Below are 22603 nucleotides of genomic sequence, written 5' to 3' on the forward strand. Positions count from 1 at the left end.
CTGCCTTCTCAGGTTGGGCGATGCCCGGGGGATTCCATATGGACGACGTACTTGCCGGTGGCGCGGCCTTGCTCCAGAGCCTGCAGGGCGATGGCCACCTCTTCCAGCGGCAGGCTGGCGGCCAGCCGGGGGCGGATCAATCCTTGTTCGCGCATGCGCAGCAGCCGCGCCTGCGCCCGCGCGATCTTCTCGGGCTGGCGGTCGCGGTAATCGCTCCATTGCAGGCCGATGACGCTGATGTTCTTGAGCAGCAGATAGTTCGCCTTCAGCGTCGGGATCTGGCCTGCCGCGAAGCCGATCACCACCAGCCTGCCGCACCAGGCCAGGGCGCGCAGCGAAGCCGCGAAGACTTCATCGCCCAGGGGATCGAGCACGATGTCGGCGCCGCGGCCATCGGTTGCCGCCCAGACCTGATCGCGCAGGCTGTCGCGCAGGTTTTCCGCCGACAGATCGATCACGTGGTCAGCGCCCATCTCGCGGGCCGCCTGCGCCTGTTGCGGCGTGTTGACGCCGGCCAGGGCGATGCCCCCCAGCGCCTTGACCAGCTGCACCGCCGCGCCGCCGACGCCGCCGGCCGCGCCGTTGACCAGCACGGTTTCGCCGGCCCTGAAGCCGCCGCGTTCCAGCAGCGCCAGATAGGCGGTCTGGAATACCAACCCCATCGCGGCGGCGTCTTCGTGGCTGACGCCGTCAGGCAGCAGGTGGCAGTGGGCGGCTCGGGCGACGGCCTGGCTGGCGTAGGCGCCGTGTTCCATGTGCGCCACCACGCGATCGCCGGGCTTGAAACCGGTCACGCCCGGTCCGGTGCGCAGCACGGTGCCGCTGGCGTCCTTGCCCGGCACGAACGGCAAGGCCGGCAGGATCTGATACTTGCCAGAGACCACCAGCGTGTCCGGATAGTTCACGCCGGCCGCGGCGACCTGGATCAACACCTCGTCGGCGCCAGGCACGGGGTCGGCGACGGCTTCGACAAGGTGGTCGCCGGCGGGCGCGAAATTCCTGACCAACAGGGCTTTCATTCTGTCGCCTCCTGCGCAGCCAAGATGCGCGCCGTGTGCTCTCCCAGGCCTGGAGCCTGGGTCCGCGACGCTGGGACGCGCAGGCCGGGATCGATGGGAACCGGCAAGGCGGGCATGGTCCGGCCCGCGCCGTCGGCGACTTCGCGCGAGAACAGGCCGCGCGCAATGAAGTGCGGGTCCTCGGCCGCCTCGCGCAGGCTGGCGACCAGGCTGACGCAGGTATCGCCGTCGCCGAACGCCTGCATCCATGCTTCGGCGCTGCGCTGGATCAGGACGGCCGCGACGCGCTGGCGCACGCCGGCGTCGTCGTCGGCCGCATCGGCCAGCTCCGGCAATCCGACGACCTCGACGAAGGCGCGCCAGAACTTGTCCTCCAGCGGCGCCACCGCCAGGTGGCGTCCGTCCGCGGTCTCGTACACCTGGTAGCGGCAGCTGCCGCCCGTGACCTTGTCGCTGGCAGGCTGAGGCCACGTTCCCTGGCTCCAGCCGTTGCCCAGCCCCCAATACATGAGCGTGAAAAGGTTGTCCGCCATGGCTACATCGAGGTGGCGTCCCTTGCCGTCGCGGTCGCGCTGGCGCAGGGCCAGGAGGATGTTCATGAAGGCGGGGTAGGCGCCGCCGGCAAGATCCGCGGTCAGCGTCGGCGGCACCAGAGGCCGTCCTTGTGCATCCCCCGTCAGCGACAGCATGCCGGTCAGCGCCTGGTAGTTCAGGTCGTGGCCGGCCATGCCGGCCCTGGCGCCTTCCTGTCCATAGCCGGTGATGGAGCAATACACCAGGCGCGGGTTGATGCGCGCCACGCTTTCGTAATCCAGGCCCAGGCGTTGCATCACGCCAGGGCGGAATTGCTCGATGAGTACGTCGGCCTGTTCGATGAGCTGGCGCAGGCGCGCGCGCTCGTCTTCATTCTTCAGGTCTACCGCCACCGAGGTCTTGCCGCGGTTGAGCAAGGTGAAGTTGACGCTGTCCTCGCCGAAACGGGGCAGGTAGCCGCGCATCTCGTCGCCGCCGGCCGGCCGTTCGATCTTGATGACGCGCGCGCCGGCCTCGGCCAGCAGCAGTGTGCACAGGGGGCCGGGCAACAGGGTGCTGAAGTCCAGCACCGTGATGTCGCTAAGCGCTTGCATTGCCGCTCTCCTGGAGGTGGCGCTGCCACGCCACGCGCGCGCGCCGCGCGGGGGCGTAGGCTTCCTGGCCCAGCATTTCGTACAAGGCCTGGCTTACCCGGTAGTGGTGGTGCAAGCCGGTGCGGCCAAGCAGGGCGATGGGGCCTTCGGGATAGCCCAGGCCCAGGCGCAGGGTAGTGTCCATGTCATCGGCGCTGGCCAGGCCCTCGTCCAGGCGCCGCAGCGCCGCGTTGTAGTAAGGCCGCAGCAGGCGGTTCAGGATGCGGCCGGGGAAGTCGTTGCAGACGGCGACTTCCAGGCCGGCCGCCGCGAAGGCTTCACGTGCGGCCTGTAGCGCCTCCGGGCGCGTGTAGGGTTTGCGCACCAGTTCAATGAGCGGGGTCGGTGCGTCGTCGCCCAGGCGGAAGCGTGCGAACCCGACCACGTTGCGGGCGTGGCCGTCATCGTCGTCGCCCGTATGCACGCCCAGGCATTCCAGGTCCAGTTCGATGGCGACGAAGGGCGCCTGCTGGCTTTCTGCCTGCTCTTGCCGGTAGCGCTGGCCGGCCTGGGCGCCGAGGTAGACCCGTCCCTCGCCGCTGGCGTGGGCTTGCGCCAGGAACTCGTGGGTTCGGGGGAAGGACGCGCTTTCCCCGGTGTCGATGATGCGATAGGCCATGGTTGTCATGCTCCGAAGATCTTGTCGTTGTCGTAGCGATGGAAGCCGGCGCCGCTCTTGCGGCCCAGGCGTCCAGCGCCGATCATGCGTTTGACCAGAGGGGGGCAGGCCGCGCGCGGTTCGTTGGTGCTGCCGTGCAGCGCCTCGCACAAGAGCTTTTGGGTGTCCATGCCGACCATGTCCAGCAAGGTCAGCGGTCCCAGCGGATAGCCCAGGGCAGTCTTGACCGCCAGGTCTATGTCGGCCGGTTCCGCGACCCCTTGGTCCACCATGTTGATGACGTCGTTGTGCCAGGGCACGAGGAAGTAGTTGAGGATGAATCCCGGCGTGTCGCGCGTGAGCACGGGCTGTTGGCCCAGCGCCTCGCAGAATGCCCATGCCTGCTCCAGCGCTTCGCGCGAGGTGTTCAGGCCTGGCGAGACCTCCACCAGTTTCATCAGCTGCGCGGGCAGGCAGAAATGCATGCCCACGACTTTGGTGTCGCGGCCGCTGCCGCCGGCGATCTCGGTGATCGACAGAGTGGAGGTATTGGAGGCGAACAGCGTGTGGGGCGCGCAGATCTGGTCCAGCTTGCGGAACAGTTCGTGCTTGACCTGGATATCCTCGAACACAGCCTCGATGATGATGTCGCAGTCGGCCAGCGATTCGATGTCGTCGCTGGCATGCCAGTTGGCCAAAATGGCCTCGTCCTGGCCGGCCGCCAGCTTGCCGCGTTCCACCGACTTGCGCAGAAAGGCGGCAGCCTGCCGGCGCCCCTGTTCGGCGAGTTCGGCGCGGGTGTCGTAGGCGCGCAGCTTGTAGCCGGCGCGGGCCACGACGATCGCGATGCCCGTTCCCATGGTGCCGCATCCGACGACGCCTACAGTCTTGATGGTGTTCATGGACTACTCCTTGGTCAGAAAGCTGCGGCCGATGAGTTGGCGGTGGATCTGGTTGGTGCCTTCCCAGATCTGGGTGATCTTGGCGTCGCGCATCAGGCGCTCGACGCGATAGTCCTTGCAGTAGCCGTAGCCGCCCAGCAGTTGCACGGCCTCGGTGCTCATGCGCATGGCCAGGTCGGTGGCCTTGAGCTTCAGGATCGACGCCTCCATGCCTATGTCGTCGGCGCGGTTGTCGACCATGCCCGCGACGCGCCAGAGCCAGGCCTCGCAGGTCGCCAGCTCGGCCGCCAGGTCGGCGACCAGGAACTGGATGCCCTGGAACTCCAGCACGCGGCGTTTGAACTGGCGCCGCTCGTTGATGTAGGCGATGGCGTCCTCGAAGGCGGCGCGCGCGATGCCCAGCGCATGCGCTGCCACGCTGGGCCGCGAGCGGTTCAGCGAGGTCAGCAGGATGCGCAGGCCGTCGCCTGGCTCGCATAGCAGGTTGGCGCGAGGGATGCGGCAGTTCTCGAAAGACAGCGTGGCGGTGCTGGAGGCGCGGGTGCCCATCTTGTCCTCGGTGCCGACTACCGTCAGGCCCGGCGCGCCCTTCTCGACGATGACCGCGCTGATCGCCTGCTTGGCATCGTCGATGCCGGCCCACTTGCCGAACAGCAGGTAGACGTCGGCGACATCGCCGTTGGTGATGAAGGTCTTCTGGCCGTTGATGACGATCTCGTCGCCCTGTGCCTCGAAGCGGGTGCGCATGCCCGTGGCGTCGGAGCCGGCCGAGGGCTCGGTGATGACCAGGGCCGCCAGCCCGCCGTCGGCGATGCGCGGCAAGAGGCGCTGCTTCTGTTCCTCGTTGCCGAATTCGATCAATGGCTTGATGGCGTGGAAGTTGGTGGCCCAGACGATGCCGGTGGAGGCGCAGGCCGCGGAGATTTCGCGCACGCAGGCCAGATAGCAGGAATAGGACAGGGGCGAGCCGCCATAGGCTTCGGGAATGAACATGGCGTTCAACCCCAAGGCGTTGATGTCGGCCACGTTGTCGTGGGGGAAGGCGCCGCTGCGGTCCAGCTCGGCGGCCCTGGGCGCGATGCGCTCGCGCGCCAGTTGCCGCACCGAGTCGAGCAGCATGGCTTCTTCGGGGCTCCAGGGCATGGAGGCGTCCAGGCGTTGCAGTACGTTCATTGATTGCTCCTTGCTGCGTGGGCGGGGCTCAGACCATCAGGCTCTGGCCGCCGTCCAGATAAATGGTCTCGCCGGTCAGAAAGCGCGAGCGCAGCGAGAAGAGCATGGTCACCGCGTCGGCGACTTCGGCGGCTTCGGCTGGGCTGCGGCGCGGAATGCGCTTCTGCAGATGTTGGGCCAGCGGTCCGCTGGTCATGTATTCGCGGTTCAGGCTGGTCATGACGTAGCCCGGCGCCAGATTGACGACCTGGATGTCGTCGGACGCCCATTCGACCGCCAGGCAGCGCGTGATGGCGCCCACGGCAGCCTTGGAGGCGCAGTAGGACAGGTTCTTCTTGACGCCGAGTTTGTCGTAGAAAGAACCCATGTTGACGATGACGCCGCCGCCGTTGGCCTGCAGCAGGGGATAGGCGGCCTGGCTGGCCATGAGCACGGACGTGGCGTTGCTGCGCATCAAGGATTCAAACGCCTCGGGCGCCAGCGTGGCGGCCGCGCCGTCGGTGTGCTGGCCGGCGTTGTTCACCAGGCCGGCGATGCGGCCTGCGGCACGTTCGGAGACTTCGGCGAATGCACGCTGGATCTGCGCGGCGTCGCCGACATCGCAGGCCACGGCATGCCAGCGGGCGCGCAGCGCTTCGGGCACGTCCGCCAGTTCAGGCGCCTGGCCCGAGCGCGACAGGCAGGCGACCTGAAAGCCGGCCCGCGCGAGAGAGAGGGCGATCTCGGCGCCGATGCCGCGGCTGGCGCCGGTGACGACGATGGTGGATTCAGGCATGGTCATGCATCCTTGAAGCAGGGGGGACGTTTTTCGAGAAAGGCCTGCATGCCTTCGGTGGCGTCGGCGCTGCGATAGGCCAGGGTGGAAAGGTCACGCTCGATGCGCAGTCCGAGTTCCAGCGAGGTCTGCATGCCGCGCTGAACCGCCTGGCGGGCGAAGTCGAGCGCGTGCAGGCCGTGCTGGAGCATCGGCGCGAGATAGGCCGCGCCGATGGCGGCGGGCTCGCCTTCCTCCGCGATCTGGTTCACCAGCCCGATGCGCTCGGCTTCATCGGCCTTCACCGTGCGTCCGGACAGGATGAGTTCGAGCGCGCGTCCTTCGCCCACCAGCCGGGGCAGGCGTTGCGTCCCGCCGTAGCCGGGAATGAGGCCCAGCTTGACCTCGGGCAGGCCCATGCGGGCCGCGGGCGTGGCGACGCGGAAAGTGCAGGCCAGCGCCAGCTCCAGGCCGCCGCCGAAGGCATAGCCGTGGATCACGGCAACCGAGGGGATGCGCAGTTGGCCGATGCGTTGGAACACTTCCTGGCCCAGGCGGGCGCCTTCATGCTCGTCGCGTAGCGTGCGTCCCACCAGCTCCGGTATGTCCGCTCCAGCGCAGAAGGCCTTGGCGCCGGCGCCCGTGATGACCAGTCCGCGCGCGGCCGACGCCGACACGCGTTCGACGGCCTGGCCCAGGTTCAGCAGTTGTTCGAAGCTGAGCGCGTTCAGCGCCTTCTGCCGGTCCAGGGTCAGCACGGCGATGCCCCCCGGCAGGGTTGATTCCTGAATCATGCGTGTCTCACTTGTTGTTCGTGGCGGCGCCTTGCCAGCGCACGGGGATGGGCGCGATCTTTTCGTCCTTGACCCAGTCCATCAGCGCGCGCTTGAGGATCTTGCCGCTGGCGGTCATGGGAAAGCTGTCCAGCAGGATGTAGTACTCGGGCATGTCGTACTTCGACAGGCCGACCTCGTTGAGGTGATGGAGGATTTCGTCGGCCTGCGGCGCGCTGCCGGGCTGGGGGACAATGGCCAGGCACACCATCTCGCCCAGTCTTGGGTTCGAAACGGCGAAGGCGGCGGCCCGCAGCACTTGCGGGTGGCGATGGCTAAGATCCTCGATGCGCGCGGGGTGGATGTTGTGTCCGCCCCGGATGATCAGGTCCTTCTTGCGCCCGACGATGCGCACGTTGCCCGCGGCGTCCTGCACGCCCAGATCACCGCTCATGAACCAGCCGGAGGCATTGAACGAGGCTTCGGTGGCTTCCTGGTTGCTGTAGTAGCCCAGCATCAGGAGGCCGCCGCGTCCGCCGATCTCTCCGATCTCTCCCGGCTCGGCCTCGGCGTCGGGATCCTCCTGTTTCCAGATGCGGATCTCGTAGCCCTTGCAGGCTTGTCCGCAAGTGCCCACGATGACGTCGGTGGGGGCGTCGGGCAGTGTGTACTGATGCGAGCCGTTCTCGGTCATGCCGTAGACGTTCTGCGGTTTGATGCCGATGTGCAGGAATTGCTCCGCCAGTTCCTGGGGGATGGGCGAACCGGCCATGTAGAAAGCCTGCACCTCGCCCAGCCTGTCCAGTCCGCGGCGCTTCATCTCCGACAGCAGATCCATGGCATGCGTGGGCACGCCCATGACGTAAGTCGCCTTGCAGGTTTGCAGCCAGTCCAGCGGCGCCAGGCCAGCGGCCGGATCGTGCAGCGCCAGCTCCATGCCGGCCACCAGCATCTGCTCCAGCGCCACGGTGCCGATGTGATGGCTCATGGGGCTGAGGCTGAGAGCGACGGTATCCTGGGCGTGGTGCCAGTCGCGCACCAAGGCCCGGCCGTTGGCCAACAAGGTGTTGTCGCTGTGCATGACGCCTTTGGGGGCGCCGGTGGTGCCGGATGTGAACGCCAGGTAGGTGATCTTGTCCGGGTTGAGCACCGGCGGGGTTCGCACGGGCGGCAGGTCGGCGGCGTCGGGAAAGGGATGGGATCCCGGAGGCAGCGGCAGGTCCGGCCGGGGCAGCGCATAGAGACGCTTGAGGCTGGGTATCTCGCCGGCCAGCGCGAAGATGTCCTGCTGATCGGCATCGGCGCCATAGCCGATGGCGGCGAACAGGGCGCGGCAGTACATGCGCCGTGCCAGCTCGACCACTTCGGCCACGGTGTAGTTCTGGTGCAGCGAAGGGCAATAGACGTAGCCGCCGCGCGAGCAGGCCAGGAACAGAATGACGGTCTCGGCGCGGCTGGGCAGCCAGGCCGCCACCCGGTCGCCCTGCCGCAGTCCGGCGCGGTGCAGGCTCTCGGCCACGCTGTCGACGTGCTGGAGTAGCTGGCTCCAGGTCAGGCGCCGGTAAGGGTCGCGCAGGGCATAAGCGTCGGGCCGTTCGCGTGCGTGATGGCGCGCCAGCGTGTACAGGGTGTCCTGCTGCCAGATGCCGGACAGGTAGTACTGGCGGGCAGCGTGCGGGGTCTGCAGCGTGAGTAGGGTGTTCATGTTGGGCGTCTCGTTGCGGCCAGGCTTGCTCAATGACCGAACTTGCCGGCGTCCGGCGCGCGCTTTTCCGCGAACGACGCCGCCAGTTCGTCATGTTCCGAGGTGTCGAGGTAGCCGCGCAGCAGCAGGTCGTGCGCCATGCGCGAGAGACCGCCCACGCCGCCATGGCGCGCATTGAAGGCGCCCTTGATCGAAGCCAGCGCGAAGGCGCCGCGGTCGGCGATCTTCAGGGCGTGCTCCATCGTGGCCTGACGCAGTTCGGCAGCCGGCACGACCCGGTTGATCAGGCCCATTTCCACGGCTTCCTGCGGCGAGATCTTGGGGTTGCTGTACCAGATGTCCTTGGCTCGCTTCTTGCCGACCAGGTCTTCCAGATACCAGGTGCCATAACCGGCGTCGAAGCTGCCGACCATGGGGCCTACCTGACGGAACATGGCCTTGTCCGAGGCGATGGTGATGTCGCAAACCATCTGCAGCACATTGCCGCCGCCCACGGCGTAGCCGTTGACCGAGGCGATCACGGGTTTCTGCAGGCGGTCGATGCTTTCGTACATGTCCAGCGTCGGCAACACGCCTGCGTAGAGCTGGCTGTCCTGCATGCCGTCCTTGCGTCCGCCCAGGCAAAAGAAACGGTCGCCGGCGCCGGTGATGATCAGCACGCGGGTGCGCGTTTCGCGCCGCACCGCGTTGATGCAGTCGCGGATTTCATGGCACATCGTTTCGGTGAACATATTGCCGTCGTCGGGACGGTTCAGCGTCAGAATGCCGACGGGGCCTTGCTCCTCGTACAGGATTTCCTGGAACTCCATGGTGCTGTCCTTGATCTGTGGGGGTTATCGAGAATGGAAGGGGTCAAATCACGCCGCGCTCGCGCAGCGCGTCGATGCGCGGACCGGCGTATCCCAGCCAGCCGCGCAGAACGTCGTCGGTGTCTTCGCCCAGGGCAGGCGGGGACTTGCGGTGGACGTGCTGGGAGCCGTCAAAGCCTATGCCCAGCCCCACCTGAGGGATGTCGCCGCTGGAGGCGCTGGCGCGATAGAGCAAGCCCTTGTCCAGCAGGTCCGGGTCTTGCGCCACCTGGTCCAGGCGGTTGATGGGGCCCGCGGGAATGCTGTGCTCGGCGAACAGCGCCAGCCAGTGCGCGCGCGGCTGCGCGCGCAACAGCTCGGCGATGCGCGTCACGATGGCCTCCCGGTGCGTCCTGCGGTGCGCATTGCTGGAAAACTCCGTACGCGCGCCAAAGGCCGGGTCTCCCACGGCCTGCCAGAAACGCTGCCAGATCCTGTCGTTGCCCAGTCCCAGCGACAAGGGATCATCGGCCGTATCGAAGACCTGGTAGATGGCGATGACCGAATCCTTGCCGCCCGAGCGCCTGGGCAGCTCGCCGGACCCCAGATAGGGCAGCAGCCGTGGAGAGACGAAGCGCGTCATGCTCGACTGCATGGAGATGTCGATCTGCGTGCCGCGGCCATGCTGGCCGCGCGCGATGTAGGCCGCCAGCACCGCCAGCGCCAGGTCCTGGCCAGCCAGCAGGTCGGCGGCCGGCGTGCCGACTTTCTGTGGCGCGGACTCCAGCTCTCCGGTCAGGTCCATGATCCCCGCGTAGCCTTCGGCGATCAGGTCGTAGCAGGGAAAGTCGCTGCGCGGGCCCGTCAGGCCGAAGCCGGTGAGCGAAGCATGGATCAGCGCGGGGTAGGCAGCTTTCAGGCTGTCATAGTCCAGGCCCAGCTTGCGCTGCACACGGGGCACCATGTTCAGCACCAGCACGTCGCTTTGCGCCAGCAAGCCATCGAGGACTTCGCGCCCTTCTGGCTGCGACACGTCCAGCGTGAGGCTGTGCTTGTTGCGGTTGACGCTGAGGTACCAGAGCGAGACGTCCTGCAGAAAGGGCGGGCCCCAGGCGCGCGTGTCGTCTCCGGCGCCGGGCTTTTCCACTTTGAGGACAGTCGCGCCCAGGTCGGCGAGCAGTTGCGTCGCGTACGGACCGGCAATCGAGGTCGTCAGATCCAGGACGCGCAACGGCGCCAGCAGTTCCAGGCCGCTTTTTTTCGGATCCGCGTAGGGCAGGTTTTCTTGCGGTGTCATCAGTCATCCATGGTGGAAGTCACGTGGATGACATCAAGCAAGTTTCGTGCCATCTTATAAAAAAGGGAGCGCAGCTGGGCAGGCCACGCCTATGGATATGTCCGGAAGCGGCGGGTGTCTTCGGCGCAAACACTTTCCCAAGAACACGAAATCACTCGGAGACACAGGCGTCATGGAAAACGAGATGCGCGGCGTCGTGGTGCTGGACGCCAGCGGCGAGGTGCGCTTTGCCTCGGGGATCGGTTCCGACTCCCGACTGTTGCGTGACCTGTCCAAGCGCTGGGCTGCGCGCGCCTTGCGGCCCATCCCTGCCTGCTTCGCGCTCGAGCACCTGGACGAGCCGCTCAGCGTGCTGCATGTGGCCACGCCTGAGGCGGCGTGCTTCCTGGTCAGCCGTCACGACGAAGCCGATCCGCTGTTCAAGTTCGTGGCCAGCGTCGACTTCGCCGGCGATATCCTGCGGCATCTCATCACCAATCCGTACGGCGCGATCAATGTGGTCGATGCCCAGGGCACCTTGCGCTACATGAGCCCGGTGCACGAAAAGTTCTTCAAGTTATCGCGTGGCGAAGGCGTGGGCCGTCCGGCACGCGAGGTCATCGAGAACACGCGGCTCGACACCGTGCTGCGCAGCGGCAAGGCCGAGATCGGCCAGACCCAGGAGATGCACGGCACTACGCGCGTCGTGAGCCGCACGCCCATCTTCGATCGCCAGCGCCGCGTGGTTGGCGCCATCGGCCAGGTCATGTTCAAGAGCCCGGACGCGCTGCAGAAGATGAGCGCCGAGATTTCCCGACTGCGCAAGGAGGTGAACTTCTACAGGCGTGAACTATCCAGCATGGATCGGCCGAATCGCGGCCTGGACGCGATCATCGGCGACAGCGAACCGGTGGCGCGGCTGAAGGAGCAGATCGTCAAGATCGCGCCGTTGGATGTGCCGGTGCTGCTGTTGGGCGAAAGCGGCGTGGGCAAGGACGTGGTGGCGCACGCCATCCATATGCTGGGCCCGCGTGCCAGCGATCCCATGGTGGTCATCAACGCGGCGGCGCTGCCTGTTTCCCTGGTCGAAAGCGAGCTCTTCGGCTACGAGAGCGGCGCGTTCACGGGCGCGGACCGCAAGGGCAGGCCTGGAAAGTTCGAACAGGCCAATGGCGGGTCGCTGTTCCTGGACGAGATCGGCGACATGCCGCTGGAAGTGCAGGTGAAGCTGTTACGGACCTTGCAGGACGGCACATTCCAGCGCGTTGGAGGCGAGTCGCTGCACCGCTCGAACTTCCGCCTCATCTCGGCCAGCAACCGCGACTTCCATCAGATGCTGGATAGCGGCGCCTTCCGCCTGGACCTGTTTTATCGCATCAGCGCCGTTACCTTGCGGCTGCCCTCCTTGCGCGAGCGCCTGGAGGATATTCCGGTACTGGCCGGCACGTTCCTGAAGCAGTTCGCGGATCGGCACGGCCTGCCCGTCAAGGAGATCGAGCCGGCCGCCTTGCGCTTTCTGCAGTCCCTGCCTTGGCCGGGAAATGTGCGCCAGTTGCAGCACGCCATCGAACGCGCCGCCATTTTCTGCGATGGCGATGCGATCCGGGTGGCGGATTTCGAGATGGCGGGCGAGGCGCGGGGAGCCTATCACCTGGATACCGTGCGCGTGGCCACGGCGGCGCCGCGCGACGGCTCCATGAAGGAAGTCAAGGACCGCATGGAGGCGGATCTCATCGTGGATTATCTGCAGCGCTATCACGGCAACAAGAAAAAGGCCGCGGAAGCGCTGGGCATATCGCGGTCCTATCTCTACAAGCGGCTGGCGGAGATCAACGGATCGCCTGACCAGTAACAGGGACCGCCCGCATGCAGCGGTTGCGGCTTGCGCCCGTGGCGCGATTTGGTCGAGCCAATTCCACGTTTCGTCGAAAAAGGCGTGATCTCTCTTGCGCCGCTGACGAGAATCGATCCATTTCGACCCGAGCCGCAGTCGCTGCACAGGAGGAACTGCGGGATTGACGGTTGCTGCCTTTTCAGCGCCGCGCCACCGCGCGCCGCAGGCGCTGCGACGCGACCCGGCCCAGCACGACGGGGGTGACGCCGTTGTTGAACACCACCTCGGTCTGCGCGCCGGGAAGCTGCGAAAGATGGGAGATATGTTCCAGATTCATGATGACCGACCGGGACAGGGCGCAGAAGGGCGGGCAAGGCAGTTGGGCCGCCAGGCGCTTGAAGGTGATGTGCATCAACTCGTTGGCGTGGGCGGCGCTGCAAAGAAGAACATAGTCGCCCTGCGCCTGCGCCATGGTCAGTTCATGGATCTTGATGAGCTTGGTGCCGTTGCGCGTGCGCAATGTCAGGTGGCCGCTGGCGCGCGGCCGCAGCCGCGTCAACGTCTGTTCAAGCCGGTCCGGCCGCACGGGCTTCAACAGATAATCGACGGCCTGGACGTCGAAGGCGCGGGCCGCGTAATCGCTGTGCGCGGTGACGAAGACGACGGCGGGCGGGGCTTCCAGCTCGTCCAGCAGGTCGAAGCCGGTGGCGCAAGTCAGTTCGATGTCCAGGAACAGGGCATCCGGACGGTGCTCGCGGATCAGTGCCCGCGCCTGTTCCAGGTTGGCGGCTTCGCCCGCGACATGGACGTCGGCGGAGGCTTCGAGCAGCCGGCGCAGGTAGCGCCGCGCCGGGGCTTCATCGTCTATGACAAGCACGCGCAGCATTTTCCTCCCTGGCGCCGTGATGTGGCGGGTATAGTCGTCGGGTCTGGCACGCGGGTAAATATAAGGCCTATGCAGTTTCCAGTGAACCCTTTGCAGGTCCGGAGGGCGTGTCCATGAAGTTCACATCCATCAGCCAGGACTTGAACCCCGGGGAGTCCTCGCTCGGATTCTGGCGGGCGCAGACGCTGGGCTGGCTCTTTCTTGCGATCGTGGGATTCTTCATTCGGCTGGCAATTTTCGGCAACGCCACCGCGGCCTTCTGGCTTACCGTGGCGCTGGAGCCGCTGGCGTTCGTCTTGACCAGCGCAGCGGCCGTGCTGCATGGCCGCCGCTCGGGCAAGGGCGATCCGCCCTTGCTGGTGCTGGTCAGCGCGGTGCTGTTCTGCCTGACCGCATCGGCCCTGTTGGCGTCGATCGCCTACGGCATCCACGGCCTGTTCCCGCCTGGCGCGATCCGGGTGCTGCCGGGCAACCAGTACCGGCTGGGTTTTCTCTACTACATGGGCATGCTCTCCATCTGGACGCTGATCTACTTCGGCGTGTCGGCCGAACTGAGCGCGCGCACCGAGCGCCTGTCCAAGATGAAGGCGGAAACGCGTTCCCTGAAGCTGGAACTCGAGCATCTGCAGCTGCAGATCGAGCCGCATTTCCTGTTCAACTCGCTCAATACCATCGTGGCCGAGATCGCCGAACGTCCCGCCATCGCGGAGGAAATGACCCGCAGCCTGGCCGAATACCTGCGCTATTCGCTGGACCGGCGCGGCCGCGGCCTGTCCAGGCTGGAAGAGGAGATCGAGGCCGCCGAGGCCTACGTGCGCATACAGGCGCTGCGCTTTGAAAAGCAGCTTGAACTACGCTGCCAGATCGATCCGTCCACGCTGGAGATCAGTCTTCCGCGCATGACGCTGCAGGGGCTGGTGGAAAACGCGATCAAGCACGGCATGCGCTCGGAGCATGCGCATTTCCCGATCTGCATACGCACGCGGCTGCATGGTGGGGAATTGCTCATCGAAGTGGACAACCCGGGCCGGTTGCACGCGCCCTTCGATCTCGCCAACGGCGGGGGCGGGCTGGGAAATCTGTGCCGCCGCCTGACGCTGAGGTATCCGGACAGGCACGAGTTCCTGCTGGAGCAGCGGGGGGAAAGAACCGTCGCGCAGATCAGGCTGCGTGGCGATCCGCTGCCGGCCTAGCGCGACGTGTTCAGCGGTACGTGGCGAGCAGGATGCTGGTTTCGGTGGCCGCGATGCCCTTGATCAGGCGCACGCGCTCCAACACCTTGGACAGATCGGCCGTGGAGTCGGCGCGTATTTCAGCCAACAGATCCCAGCGGCCGTTGGTGTCGTGCAGTTGCTCGACGCTGGGTTCACCCAGCAGGCTGGCCAGCACCGCGCGAGTCTGGTTGCCGTCGACGGTTATGCCCATCCAAGCCCGCAGGCCGCCCTGATCGGAGTCGGGGCGCAGCTTCAGCGTGTAGCCGGCGATGACGCCGTCTGCCTCCAGCTTGCGCAAGCGGTTGGAGACCGTGCCGCGCGACACGCCTGCCTTGCTGGCCAGGACGGAAAGCGGGGTGCGCGCGTCGCGCCGCAGGATGCCGATCAAGCGGCTATCGATTTCATCCATGGCTAGTCCGGATTTCAATGCTCCCGGAGCAGCCGGCCGTAGCCGTCCATCCGGTCGTGGATCCCCGCCAGCCGCAGGCAATGCCACATGCTGGCCTGATTGCTGCCGATGACGGGCTTGCCCAGCGTCTCCTCCAGGCGTTCGATGATGGCGGTGGAACGCAGCGCGCCGCAGCTGATGAAGACGGCGTCCGCATCGGGCCGGTCCACGGCGCAGGCGAATTCGTACAGATAGTCGGGCGAGACCCGGTTCATGGCTTCGTCATCGGGCAGGGCCAGGCCCTGTAGAGAGACGACTTCGTGGCCCATGCTTTCGAAGTAAGCGCGCTCCAGTTCGTTGACTGTGTCGTCGTAGGCGGTGGCAATCGCAAGGCGGTGCGCGCCGACCGCGGCCAGCGCTTGTGTGACGCCATCCAGCAGCGTGGCCACCGCAGCGCCCGGCCGGGCCTGTGCGAGCAGGGCGCGCACTTTGTCATTGCCGATCACGAAGCTGCCGGCCGTGCAGTTGTAGCAGACCACGTCGATATCGCGGCGCCCCGGCGCCAGGCTGTCCAGGGCCTGGAGCAGTCCGCCCTCCATGCCGGCCAGGCTTTGCACGGTGCAGGCCGTTGCCATGGGTACGCGGCCGAAGCTCAGGCCCACTCCCCCGGGCGCCATGGCGTGCATTTCTCCCTCGGTCAGGCCGGCGTTGGCCACGCACAGGAAGGCCAGGCGCGCCCGGGGGTACGGGCCGGCGTCGTAGCGGACGGGGTTCATTCCGTCATCCCCGCAGCGTCGAAGCATTCGCGTATGACCGTGGCCGCCTTGACGAAGTTGGGATGGCCGACCATGGTGTAGTCGCGCGGCCGCGGCAGATCGATGTCGACGGACAGCGCCACGCGGCCCGGGCGTTTGCTCATCACCACCACGCGGTCGGACAGGAAGACGGCTTCCGAGATGCTGTGGGTAATGAACATGACGGTCTTCTTGCTTTCCAGCCATACCCGTTGCAACTCCAGGTTCATGGCTTCGCGCGTCATCGCGTCCAGGGCGCCGAAGGGCTCGTCCATCAGCAGGATGTCGGGGTTGTGGATAAGCGCGCGGCATAGCGCCACGCGCTGCTGCATTCCGCCGGACAACTGGTGCGGCAGGCATTGCTCAAAGCCTTCCAGCCCGCTCAGTTTGATCAGTTCGCGCAGCCGGGACTCGTAGCGCGCCGCGGGCAGCTTGCGCATCTCCAGTTGCAGCGAGATGTTCCTGGCGACGTCGCGCCACGGCAATAGCGCCGCGCGCTGGAACACGATCCCCACGTTCGCGCCCGGCTCGGTCACGCGTTCGCCAAGCACGCGGATCTCTCCGGCGGTGGGTGGCGTCAGGCCGGCGACCGCCCGCATCAGCGTGCTCTTGCCGCAGCCGGACGGGCCGAGCACGGACAGGAACTGGCCTTCGGGTATGGCAATGTCGATGCCGTCGACCGCGACATAGGAACCGAAGCGCTGGACCATGCCGCGGATGTCGATCGCGGTATCGGGCGCGCCCGCGTCGGGGGCGAGCGCCAGGGCTGCGTGGTGTGCCATGTCTATTCCCTGTTGTAATCGTTGGTGTAGAGCGTGCTGGTCGGGACCGGGCTGGCGATCTGATTCGACTGCACGAACTGATCGACCATGGCCTGCCAATCCTTTTCCGCAGAGACGCCGAACGGCAGTCCTTTGGTGTTGGGCGTGCCGGCGGCCTGCAGCGAAAGCTGCAGCTGGCGCACCAGCTGATCGCGGTTGCGCGCCTGCTCCGGCCGTTGGCGCACCAGGGCGTCGACCGAGGCGGCCGGATCGGCCTGGGCAGCCTCATAGGCCTTGCGCGTGGCCCGCAGGAAGCGGCGCGCGGTGTCGGGATTGGCCTCCAGCCATTTGGTATTGGCTGCCAACCCGCCTTCCAGTGCGTTGACGCCGAAGTCGGCATAGGCAAAGTAGTGCACCTTCGCGCCCTGCGCTTCCAGCGGGGGGATGTGGAAGTAGGTCACGCCGGTGATGGCGTCCGCGCGCCGTTGCAGGAACAGGGCGGTCTTGGTGCCCACGGCGGGAGCGATGACGTTGATCTTCTTCTGGTCCACGCCGTTCAGGGCGGCCAGCACCGGAAACATCTGCGCCGTCGATTCAGCCGCGCTCATGCCCAGCACCTTGCCTTCCAGGTCCTTGGGCGCGCGCACCGGGGCGTCCGCATGGCTGATGATGACCATGGGCGAGCGCTGGTGCACGGCGAAAATGGCCTTCAGCGGCATGCCGGCGGCGACGCCCTTGAGCATGGTGCCGTAGTCCATGAAGCCGATGGGATCGATGCCCTGCGCCACCAGCTTCGCGGTGTTGCTGGAGCCGCTGCCTTCGCCGATGCTCAGGTCTATGCCTTCGGCCTTGTAGAGGCCCTTGTCCAGGCCGTAGTACAGCGGCGCGTGCGTGCCGTAGATGCTGTAGTCCAGGCGCAGGCTCAGTTTCTCCTGAGCGCTGGCCGCGCCTGCGGCCAGCAGGCAGGTCAGGGTCCAGCCAAGTCGGGTCGTGAATGTCATGATGGTGTCTCCGGAGGGCGGGGTCAGACAGAGGGCTGGGCGTCGCTGCGCACGCTGATGTGCCAGGGAATCAGGAAGCGTTCGGAAAACTCGACCAGGTAGTAGAAGACCAGGCCGATGAGCATGAGCGCGACCAGCACGGCGAACAGCAGCGTGGTGTCCAGGTTGGCGTTGGCGGATAGCAGTACATAGCCCAGGCCGCTTTCGGCGCCCACCCATTCACCGACCACCGCGCCCACGGTGGCGAAGGCGATGGCGACCTTCAGGCCGGAGAAAATCTGCGGCAGCGCATACGGCAGCCGGATGCGCAGGAAAGTCCGCAGGGCCCCGGCCCGCATCGAACGGGCCAGGTCGTTGAGGTCCGCATCCACCGAGCGCATGCCGGCCACGGTGCTGACCACGATGGGGAAGAAGGCCACCGAGAACGCGATCAGGATCTTGGGAAACAAGCCCAAGCCGAACCAGATGATGATGAGCGGCGCGACCGCCACCTTCGGGAACGCCTGCGAAACCACCAGCAGCGGCATGATGGCGCGCTCCAGCGGGCGCGACCACACCAGCAGGATGCCCAGCGGTATGCCGACCGCGATGCTCAGCAGGAAGCCGCCCAGCGTCTCCACGGACGTGACCCAGGAGTGATGGCCCAGGAATGCCGAGTCGCTCCACAGCCGTTCGAGCACGCTCAAGGGCGGCGGCAACAGGTAGGCCGGCAGGCCGAACAGCGGTATCGCGAAATGCCACAGCAGCAGCACCCCGATGACCGCGATGGTTGGATACATCCAGTTCTTCAACACGGCAATTCCCCTTGTATGTTGTTGGCGCGCCGGTTTTGTTGTCAGGCGTCGATTTCGATCAGCTCGCGCGGATAGCGGGTGAGCACCTCGCAGCCGTCCTCGGAGACGGCCACGCTTTCGCTGGCCATGAAACCGCCTTCGGGCATGAACAGGGACGGCACGAGGTGAAAGGTCATGCCGGGCTCCAGCACGGTGGGGTCGCCCGGACGCAACGCCAGGAAGCGTCCTTCGGCCCAGTTGGGCGGAAAGCCGATGCCTATGCCGTAAGCGGTGCGGTGATCGAAGTACTGCCCCATCCCGGCGCGTTCGAAGACTGCCCGGCAGGCCTGATCCACCTGCGCGGAGGTGACGCCCGGGCGGATGGTCTCGATGGCGGCATCCAGCGCGGCGATGACGGTGCCCGCCAGGAAGCGCTGCCGCTCGGTGGCGCGGCCAACCACGCAATTGCGCGAGATCATGGCGTGGTAGCGGTTGATGTTGGCCGCGGCCTCCAGGAAAACCAGGTCGCCCCGCTTGAGTTCGCGGCGCTGCCAGGTGGTGAAGCAGACGCCGCTGGCGCGGCCCACGGCCACCAGCGGCACACGGGTGTACTCGCTGCCGGCCTTGGTGGCGCCGTGCAGCATGGCGGCGGCGAGATCGTTCTCGGTGGCGCCCACGGCGATCGCCCGCACTGCGGCGTCGATGCCGGCGACCGCCGCGCCGGCGGCCTGGCGCATGAAGCCCAGCTGCGCCGGGGTCTTGATCTTGCGCGCCTCTTCCATCGGGCCTTGCCAGTCGGTCAGGCGTACGCCCAGACGGGCTTGCAGCTGCTTGTAGGCGGCCACGCTGAGGTAGCCGGAAGCCGTTTCCAGGCCGATGCGGCCGCTGGGCAGGATGTCCTTCAGATAGCTAGCCAGCACCTCCACCGGATCGCTGATGTCATCGATGGCGACAAAGCGCGCGATGTTGCGGTTGCCGGTCGCCACGGCGTGGTTGACCTGGCGCGACACCATGGCGATGCCGCCGTCGGCAGAGACCACCAGGCACTGGAAAGTGAAGTAGCCGATGGAACGGTAGCCGGTCAGCCAGTAGATGTTCTCGGGGTCGAACAGGATAGCCGCCGACAGGCCCTGGGCCTGGATGTCCTGTGCGAGCAGCGAGAGGTTCGCGGCATAGGCGTCCGGGCCGAACGGCAATTCCATGGGTGCATAGTTTTCCGACACGATGGGTCCTGGATGAAAGTCGAACGCTCATCCTAGGAACAATCCACATAACTTCCTAATACCAATAATTGCCATGTCTATAGCTAAATAGTTATAGTCGGCGCATGAACGTGCGAGAGATAGAAATCTTCAGGGCGGTGATGCGGGAAGGCTCGGTGTCGCGGGCGGCGCAGGTGCTGCTGATTTCGCAGCCGGCCGCCAGCAAGTACATCGCCCAACTGGAACGCCGCGTGGGCGTGGCGCTGTTTGTGCGCAAGGGCGGGCGCCTGTTGCCCACGCCTGAAGGCCGGGCGCTTTACGGCCAGGTCGACCGGCTTTTTTCAGGTCTTTCGCAACTGGAAAACTTCATCAAGGATCTGGGCAGCGAAAAACAGGGGCATCTGACCGTCGCGTCCTTGCCGTTGCTGTCCTTGACCGTCATGCCCGACGTGCTCGCCAGTTTCATGGCGGAGCGCCCCAATATCTCCGTGGCTTTGCAGACGCGCAGTTCGGCGCGCATCGTGGAATGGGTGGCGGCTCGCCAGGTGGACATGGGCGTGTGCTTCTGCGGGGCGCAGCATCCGGGCATCGTCGCGGAACCGTTGGTCAGCCTGCAGCTGTATTGCGCCATTCCTCCGGGAGATCCGCTGGAGAAGTTCGACACCATACGCGTCGAACAACTGGCCGGCCGCGACCTCATCATCTACGACAACCTGGACCACACCCGCTTTTGGCTGGAAGCGCTGCTGGAGCAGCAGAAGGTCTACGCGCGGCGGCGCGTGCAGGTGTTCTGGACTTCGGTGGCAATGGAGCTGGTGATGCGTGGCGTGGGCATCGCGCTGGTCGACCGGCTGACTGCCGCGCGCATCCCGGGCGGACTGGATCAGCTGCGGCCGCTGGAGCCGGGCGCCTCATTCGACCTGAGCCTGGTATGGCCCGAGCATTGGCCGTCATCGGTCATCGCGCTGTCCTTCGCGGACGCGTTGCGGGAACATCTGCGCGGCCACGCGGCCTAGTGCGCCGCGCCCGCCCTTGGCCTGGAAAATGGAGGCGCGGGCTGGAATCGAACCAACCTACGCGGATTTGCAATCCTGCTGCATCGCCACTCTGCCACCGCGCCATTTATTTTGTCCTAAGACATATATAATTCTGATTGAGGACAAAATAAATTGCAAGCGTCCGCCGTGGACTGAGTGCTGTTTCGCGTGGCCGCCGGTCACGCGGCTGTCCTTGTTACCGGGCCGCCATGGGGGCGTCCGGGATTCGATCGAGGACAGCAATGCAGTTCCAGTTTCCCATCGTCATCATCGACGAGGACTTCCGCTCGGAAAACACGTCCGGCCTGAGCATCCGGGTATTGGCCGAGGCCATCAAGGCCGAAGGCTTCGACGTGCTGGGGACGACCAGCTACGGCGATCTCAGCCTGTTCGCGCAGCAGCAAAGCCGCGCCAGCGCCTTCATACTGTCCATCGACGACGAGGAACTCACGCATGGCGAGGGCACCGCGCCGGCGCTGCTGGCGTTGCGGGAATTCATCAGCGAAGTGCGGCGGCGCAACGCCGACGTGCCGATCTACGTGTACGGCGAAACCAAGACCGCGCGGCACATTCCGAACGACATCCTGCGCGAACTGCAGGGCGTGATCCATATGTACGAGGACACGCCGGAGTTCGTGGCGCGGCACTTGATCCGCGAAGCCCGGGCCTACCTGGAGGGCGTCAAGCCGCCTTTCCTGAAGGCATTGCTGGACTACGCCGAGGACGGCTCCTATTCCTGGCATTGCCCGGGGCATTCCGGTGGCGTGGCGTTCCTGAAGAGTCCCGTGGGCCAGATGTTCCACCAGTTCTTCGGCGAGAACATGCTGCGCGCGGACGTCTGCAATGCGGTGGAGGAACTGGGGCAGCTGCTGGACCATAACGGCGCCATCGGCGCGAGCGAGCGCAACGCCGCGCGCATCTTCAATGCCGACCACTGCTATTTCGTGACCAACGGCACCAGCACCAGCAACAAGATCGTGTGGCACCACATGGTGGCGCCGGGAGACGTGGTGCTGGTGGATCGCAATTGCCACAAGTCGATCCTGCACAGCATCGTCATGACGGGCGCGATTCCCGTCTTCCTGCGTCCCACGCGCAACCATTTCGGCATCATCGGGCCGATTCCGCGCAGCGAGTTCGATGTCGAGACGATCCGCGGGAAGATCCGCGCCCATCCGCTGCTCCAGCATCTGGACGCCGATGCGGTGCGCCCGCGGGTAATGGCGCTGACGCAGTCGACCTACGACGGCATCATCTACGAAACCGAGACGATCAAGGCGGCGCTGGATGGCTACGTCGATGCCTTGCATTTCGACGAAGCATGGATGCCGCACGCGGTGTTCCATCCGTTCTACGGCGCCTATCACTGCATGGGCAAGCAGCGCGCGCGGCCCAGGGAATCGCTGGTGTTCTCCACGCAATCCACGCACAAGCTGCTGGCCGGCATCAGCCAGGCCAGCCACGTGCTGGCGCAGGACTCCATGACGCGGCAGCTGGACCGGCACCTTTTCAACGAAGCCTATCTGATGCACACCAGCACCAGCCCCCAGTACGCCATCATCGCCAGCTGCGACGTGGCGGCGGCCATGATGGAGCCGCCGGGAGGCACGGTGCTGGTGGAGGAGAGCATCGCCGAGGCGCTGGATTTCCGCCGTGCAATGAAGGAAGTCGGCACGCATTTCGCCGACGGCGACTGGTGGTTCAAGGTCTGGGGGCCGCAGGCGCTGGCGCCGGAGGGCATAGGCTCGCCCGAGGACTGGATCATCCGCGCCGACGGCGGAGATTCGTCCTGGCACGGATTCGGCGCACTGGCCGATGGCTTCAATATGCTGGACCCGATCAAGTCCACCATCGTGACGCCGGGGCTGGACCTGGATGGCAACTTCGCGGACAGCGGCATTCCGGCATCCATCGTCACCAAGTTCCTGGCCGAGCATGGGGTGATCGTGGAGAAGACCGGCCTGTACAGCTTCTTCATCATGTTCACGATAGGGATCACCAAGGGCCGTTGGAGTTCGCTCCTGACCGCGTTGCAGCAGTTCAAGGATGACTACGAGCGCAACCAGCCCATGTGGCGGATCCTGCCGGAGTTCTGCCGCAAGTACCCGCGCTACGAGAGCATGGGCCTGCGGGACCTGTGCCAGCATGTCCATGCGACCTATGCCAGGCACGATATCGCCCGGCTGACCACGGACATGTACCTGACCGACGTCACCCCCGCGATGAAGCCCTGCGACGCCTACGCCAGCATCGCCCAGCGGCGCACCGAGAGGGTGGAGATCGACCATCTGGAAGGCCGCATCACCACCAGCCTGATCACGCCCTATCCTCCGGGCATACCGTTGCTGGTCCCAGGCGAGGTGTTCAACCGGACCATCGTCGATTACCTGAAGTTCTCGCGCGAGCTGAACCGGGAGTGCCCCGGGTTTGGGACGGACATCCATGGCTTCGTGGAACTGCGCGACGCGGACGGAAACCCGCGCTATTACGTCGATTGCTTGCGGTAGGCACGCTTTATGCGGACCGGGAATCCGTGTCAAACTTACGCCGGGAGTTGGC

General features: G+C 65.9%; 21 protein-coding genes and 1 tRNA gene. 4 read left to right on the plus strand and 18 right to left on the minus strand.

Translation table 11 applies throughout. The features are described from left to right. Positions 1 to 8: 8 nt before the first annotated feature. From FOC84_RS16765 to FOC84_RS16810, 10 genes are read right to left on the minus strand one after another with little or no spacing between them, the layout of a single operon-like run. Positions 9 to 1019, minus strand: a complete 1011-nt coding sequence (locus FOC84_RS16765; RefSeq protein ID WP_173145408.1) for an NADPH:quinone oxidoreductase family protein — start codon at positions 1017 to 1019, stop codon at positions 9 to 11. Next, the gene (locus tag FOC84_RS16770) at positions 1016 to 2146 is read right to left on the minus strand and encodes a CaiB/BaiF CoA transferase family protein (RefSeq protein ID WP_173145409.1); all 1131 of its coding nucleotides are present in this window, start codon (positions 2144 to 2146) and stop codon (positions 1016 to 1018) included. Before FOC84_RS16770 ends, FOC84_RS16765 begins: the two co-directional genes overlap by 4 nt. Next, positions 2133 to 2804, minus strand: coding sequence for a 3-hydroxyacyl-CoA dehydrogenase family protein (locus FOC84_RS16775; RefSeq protein ID WP_173145410.1), 672 nt, complete (start codon positions 2802 to 2804; stop codon positions 2133 to 2135). The genes FOC84_RS16770 and FOC84_RS16775 overlap by 14 nt, the downstream gene beginning before the upstream one ends. A gap of 5 nt (positions 2805 to 2809) precedes the next feature. Next, entirely contained in the window at positions 2810 to 3685 is an 876-nt protein-coding gene (locus tag FOC84_RS16780; RefSeq protein ID WP_173145411.1) for a 3-hydroxyacyl-CoA dehydrogenase family protein, read from the minus strand. 3 nt (positions 3686 to 3688) lie between these two features. Further along, a complete protein-coding gene (locus FOC84_RS16785) occupies positions 3689 to 4858 on the minus strand; it encodes an acyl-CoA dehydrogenase family protein (RefSeq protein ID WP_173145412.1) in 1170 nt (389 codons plus the stop codon). Positions 4859 to 4886: 28 nt separating this feature from the next. Beyond that, positions 4887 to 5633, minus strand: coding sequence for an SDR family NAD(P)-dependent oxidoreductase (locus FOC84_RS16790; protein WP_173145413.1), 747 nt, complete (start codon positions 5631 to 5633; stop codon positions 4887 to 4889). A 2-nt stretch (positions 5634 to 5635) separates the two neighbouring features. Continuing rightward, on the minus strand, positions 5636 to 6406 hold the full coding sequence (locus FOC84_RS16795) for an enoyl-CoA hydratase/isomerase family protein (protein ID WP_173145414.1): 771 nt from the start codon (positions 6404 to 6406) through the stop codon (positions 5636 to 5638). 7 nt (positions 6407 to 6413) lie between these two features. Then, a complete protein-coding gene (locus FOC84_RS16800) occupies positions 6414 to 8090 on the minus strand; it encodes a class I adenylate-forming enzyme family protein (RefSeq protein WP_173145415.1) in 1677 nt (558 codons plus the stop codon). Positions 8091 to 8119: 29 nt separating this feature from the next. Beyond that, a complete protein-coding gene (locus tag FOC84_RS16805; RefSeq protein ID WP_042797729.1) occupies positions 8120 to 8899 on the minus strand; it encodes an enoyl-CoA hydratase-related protein in 780 nt (259 codons plus the stop codon). 43 nt (positions 8900 to 8942) lie between these two features. Then, positions 8943 to 10175: a CaiB/BaiF CoA transferase family protein gene (locus FOC84_RS16810; RefSeq protein WP_173145416.1), complete on the minus strand. Its 1233-nt coding sequence runs from the start codon at positions 10173 to 10175 to the stop codon at positions 8943 to 8945. 172 nt (positions 10176 to 10347) lie between these two features. Here FOC84_RS16810 and FOC84_RS16815 point away from each other — a divergent pair, with 172 nt between their 5' ends. Continuing rightward, positions 10348 to 12006, plus strand: coding sequence for a sigma-54 interaction domain-containing protein (locus FOC84_RS16815; RefSeq protein WP_173145417.1), 1659 nt, complete (start codon positions 10348 to 10350; stop codon positions 12004 to 12006). A 181-nt stretch (positions 12007 to 12187) separates the two neighbouring features. Here FOC84_RS16815 and FOC84_RS16820 read toward each other — a convergent pair whose 3' ends face one another. Next, positions 12188 to 12874, minus strand: coding sequence for a LytR/AlgR family response regulator transcription factor (locus FOC84_RS16820; RefSeq protein ID WP_173145418.1), 687 nt, complete (start codon positions 12872 to 12874; stop codon positions 12188 to 12190). Between the two features lie 113 nt (positions 12875 to 12987). On the opposite strand from FOC84_RS16820, the gene FOC84_RS16825 reads away from it, so the two are divergent. Further along, the gene (locus FOC84_RS16825; RefSeq protein WP_173145419.1) at positions 12988 to 14067 is read left to right on the plus strand and encodes a sensor histidine kinase; all 1080 of its coding nucleotides are present in this window, start codon (positions 12988 to 12990) and stop codon (positions 14065 to 14067) included. A 10-nt stretch (positions 14068 to 14077) separates the two neighbouring features. On the opposite strand, the gene FOC84_RS16830 is transcribed toward FOC84_RS16825, so the two are convergent. Genes FOC84_RS16830 through FOC84_RS16855 form a run of 6 tightly spaced genes read right to left on the minus strand, consistent with a single transcriptional unit; the run spans position 14078 to position 19028 of the window. Beyond that, on the minus strand, positions 14078 to 14497 hold the full coding sequence (locus tag FOC84_RS16830; protein ID WP_173145420.1) for an Lrp/AsnC family transcriptional regulator: 420 nt from the start codon (positions 14495 to 14497) through the stop codon (positions 14078 to 14080). Between the two features lie 14 nt (positions 14498 to 14511). Beyond that, positions 14512 to 15252 carry a maleate cis-trans isomerase family protein gene (locus FOC84_RS16835; RefSeq protein ID WP_173145421.1) on the minus strand — a complete coding sequence of 247 codons (741 nt, stop codon included), beginning with the start codon at positions 15250 to 15252 and terminating at the stop codon, positions 14512 to 14514. Continuing rightward, entirely contained in the window at positions 15249 to 16052 is an 804-nt protein-coding gene (locus FOC84_RS16840) for an ABC transporter ATP-binding protein (RefSeq protein WP_173145422.1), read from the minus strand. The genes FOC84_RS16835 and FOC84_RS16840 overlap by 4 nt, the downstream gene beginning before the upstream one ends. Before the next feature lie 2 nt (positions 16053 to 16054). Beyond that, positions 16055 to 17032, minus strand: a complete 978-nt coding sequence (locus FOC84_RS16845; protein WP_173145423.1) for an ABC transporter substrate-binding protein — start codon at positions 17030 to 17032, stop codon at positions 16055 to 16057. 23 nt (positions 17033 to 17055) lie between these two features. Next, a complete protein-coding gene (locus tag FOC84_RS16850; protein WP_173145424.1) occupies positions 17056 to 17826 on the minus strand; it encodes an ABC transporter permease in 771 nt (256 codons plus the stop codon). Positions 17827 to 17867: 41 nt separating this feature from the next. After that, positions 17868 to 19028 carry a M24 family metallopeptidase gene (locus FOC84_RS16855; RefSeq protein ID WP_173145425.1) on the minus strand — a complete coding sequence of 387 codons (1161 nt, stop codon included), beginning with the start codon at positions 19026 to 19028 and terminating at the stop codon, positions 17868 to 17870. 110 nt (positions 19029 to 19138) lie between these two features. Between FOC84_RS16855 and FOC84_RS16860 the strand changes: the two genes are divergently transcribed. Continuing rightward, positions 19139 to 20023 (plus strand): LysR family transcriptional regulator, encoded by an 885-nt coding sequence (locus FOC84_RS16860; protein WP_173145426.1) that lies wholly within the window; start codon positions 19139 to 19141, stop codon positions 20021 to 20023. A 29-nt stretch (positions 20024 to 20052) separates the two neighbouring features. On the opposite strand, the gene FOC84_RS16865 is transcribed toward FOC84_RS16860, so the two are convergent. After that, positions 20053 to 20127, minus strand: a tRNA-Cys gene (locus tag FOC84_RS16865). A 159-nt stretch (positions 20128 to 20286) separates the two neighbouring features. Between FOC84_RS16865 and FOC84_RS16870 the strand changes: the two genes are divergently transcribed. Beyond that, positions 20287 to 22551 carry an Orn/Lys/Arg decarboxylase N-terminal domain-containing protein gene (locus FOC84_RS16870; protein WP_173145427.1) on the plus strand — a complete coding sequence of 755 codons (2265 nt, stop codon included), beginning with the start codon at positions 20287 to 20289 and terminating at the stop codon, positions 22549 to 22551. The last annotated feature ends 52 nt before the right edge of the window (positions 22552 to 22603 follow it).

This window comes from Achromobacter pestifer (genome assembly GCF_013267355.1).
Classification (GTDB): domain Bacteria; phylum Pseudomonadota; class Gammaproteobacteria; order Burkholderiales; family Burkholderiaceae_B; genus Achromobacter; species Achromobacter pestifer_A.

Excerpts from the sequence above, each read along its gene's own strand:
- FOC84_RS16765 (WP_173145408.1), bottom strand. The coding sequence starts at position 1,019 with ATGAAAGCCCTGTTGGTCAGGAATTTCGCGCCCGCCGGCGACCACCTT.
- FOC84_RS16770 (WP_173145409.1), bottom strand. The coding sequence starts at position 2,146 with ATGCAAGCGCTTAGCGACATCACGGTGCTGGACTTCAGCACCCTGTTG.
- FOC84_RS16775 (WP_173145410.1), bottom strand. The coding sequence starts at position 2,804 with ATGGCCTATCGCATCATCGACACCGGGGAAAGCGCGTCCTTCCCCCGA.
- FOC84_RS16780 (WP_173145411.1), bottom strand. The coding sequence starts at position 3,685 with ATGAACACCATCAAGACTGTAGGCGTCGTCGGATGCGGCACCATGGGA.
- FOC84_RS16785 (WP_173145412.1), bottom strand. The coding sequence starts at position 4,858 with ATGAACGTACTGCAACGCCTGGACGCCTCCATGCCCTGGAGCCCCGAA.
- FOC84_RS16790 (WP_173145413.1), bottom strand. The coding sequence starts at position 5,633 with ATGCCTGAATCCACCATCGTCGTCACCGGCGCCAGCCGCGGCATCGGC.
- FOC84_RS16795 (WP_173145414.1), bottom strand. The coding sequence starts at position 6,406 with ATGATTCAGGAATCAACCCTGCCGGGGGGCATCGCCGTGCTGACCCTG.
- FOC84_RS16800 (WP_173145415.1), bottom strand. The coding sequence starts at position 8,090 with ATGAACACCCTACTCACGCTGCAGACCCCGCACGCTGCCCGCCAGTAC.
- FOC84_RS16805 (WP_042797729.1), bottom strand. The coding sequence starts at position 8,899 with ATGGAGTTCCAGGAAATCCTGTACGAGGAGCAAGGCCCCGTCGGCATT.
- FOC84_RS16810 (WP_173145416.1), bottom strand. The coding sequence starts at position 10,175 with ATGACACCGCAAGAAAACCTGCCCTACGCGGATCCGAAAAAAAGCGGC.
- FOC84_RS16815 (WP_173145417.1), top strand. The coding sequence starts at position 10,348 with ATGGAAAACGAGATGCGCGGCGTCGTGGTGCTGGACGCCAGCGGCGAG.
- FOC84_RS16820 (WP_173145418.1), bottom strand. The coding sequence starts at position 12,874 with ATGCTGCGCGTGCTTGTCATAGACGATGAAGCCCCGGCGCGGCGCTAC.
- FOC84_RS16825 (WP_173145419.1), top strand. The coding sequence starts at position 12,988 with ATGAAGTTCACATCCATCAGCCAGGACTTGAACCCCGGGGAGTCCTCG.
- FOC84_RS16830 (WP_173145420.1), bottom strand. The coding sequence starts at position 14,497 with ATGGATGAAATCGATAGCCGCTTGATCGGCATCCTGCGGCGCGACGCG.
- FOC84_RS16835 (WP_173145421.1), bottom strand. The coding sequence starts at position 15,252 with ATGAACCCCGTCCGCTACGACGCCGGCCCGTACCCCCGGGCGCGCCTG.
- FOC84_RS16840 (WP_173145422.1), bottom strand. The coding sequence starts at position 16,052 with ATGGCACACCACGCAGCCCTGGCGCTCGCCCCCGACGCGGGCGCGCCC.
- FOC84_RS16845 (WP_173145423.1), bottom strand. The coding sequence starts at position 17,032 with ATGACATTCACGACCCGACTTGGCTGGACCCTGACCTGCCTGCTGGCC.
- FOC84_RS16870 (WP_173145427.1), top strand. The coding sequence starts at position 20,287 with ATGCAGTTCCAGTTTCCCATCGTCATCATCGACGAGGACTTCCGCTCG.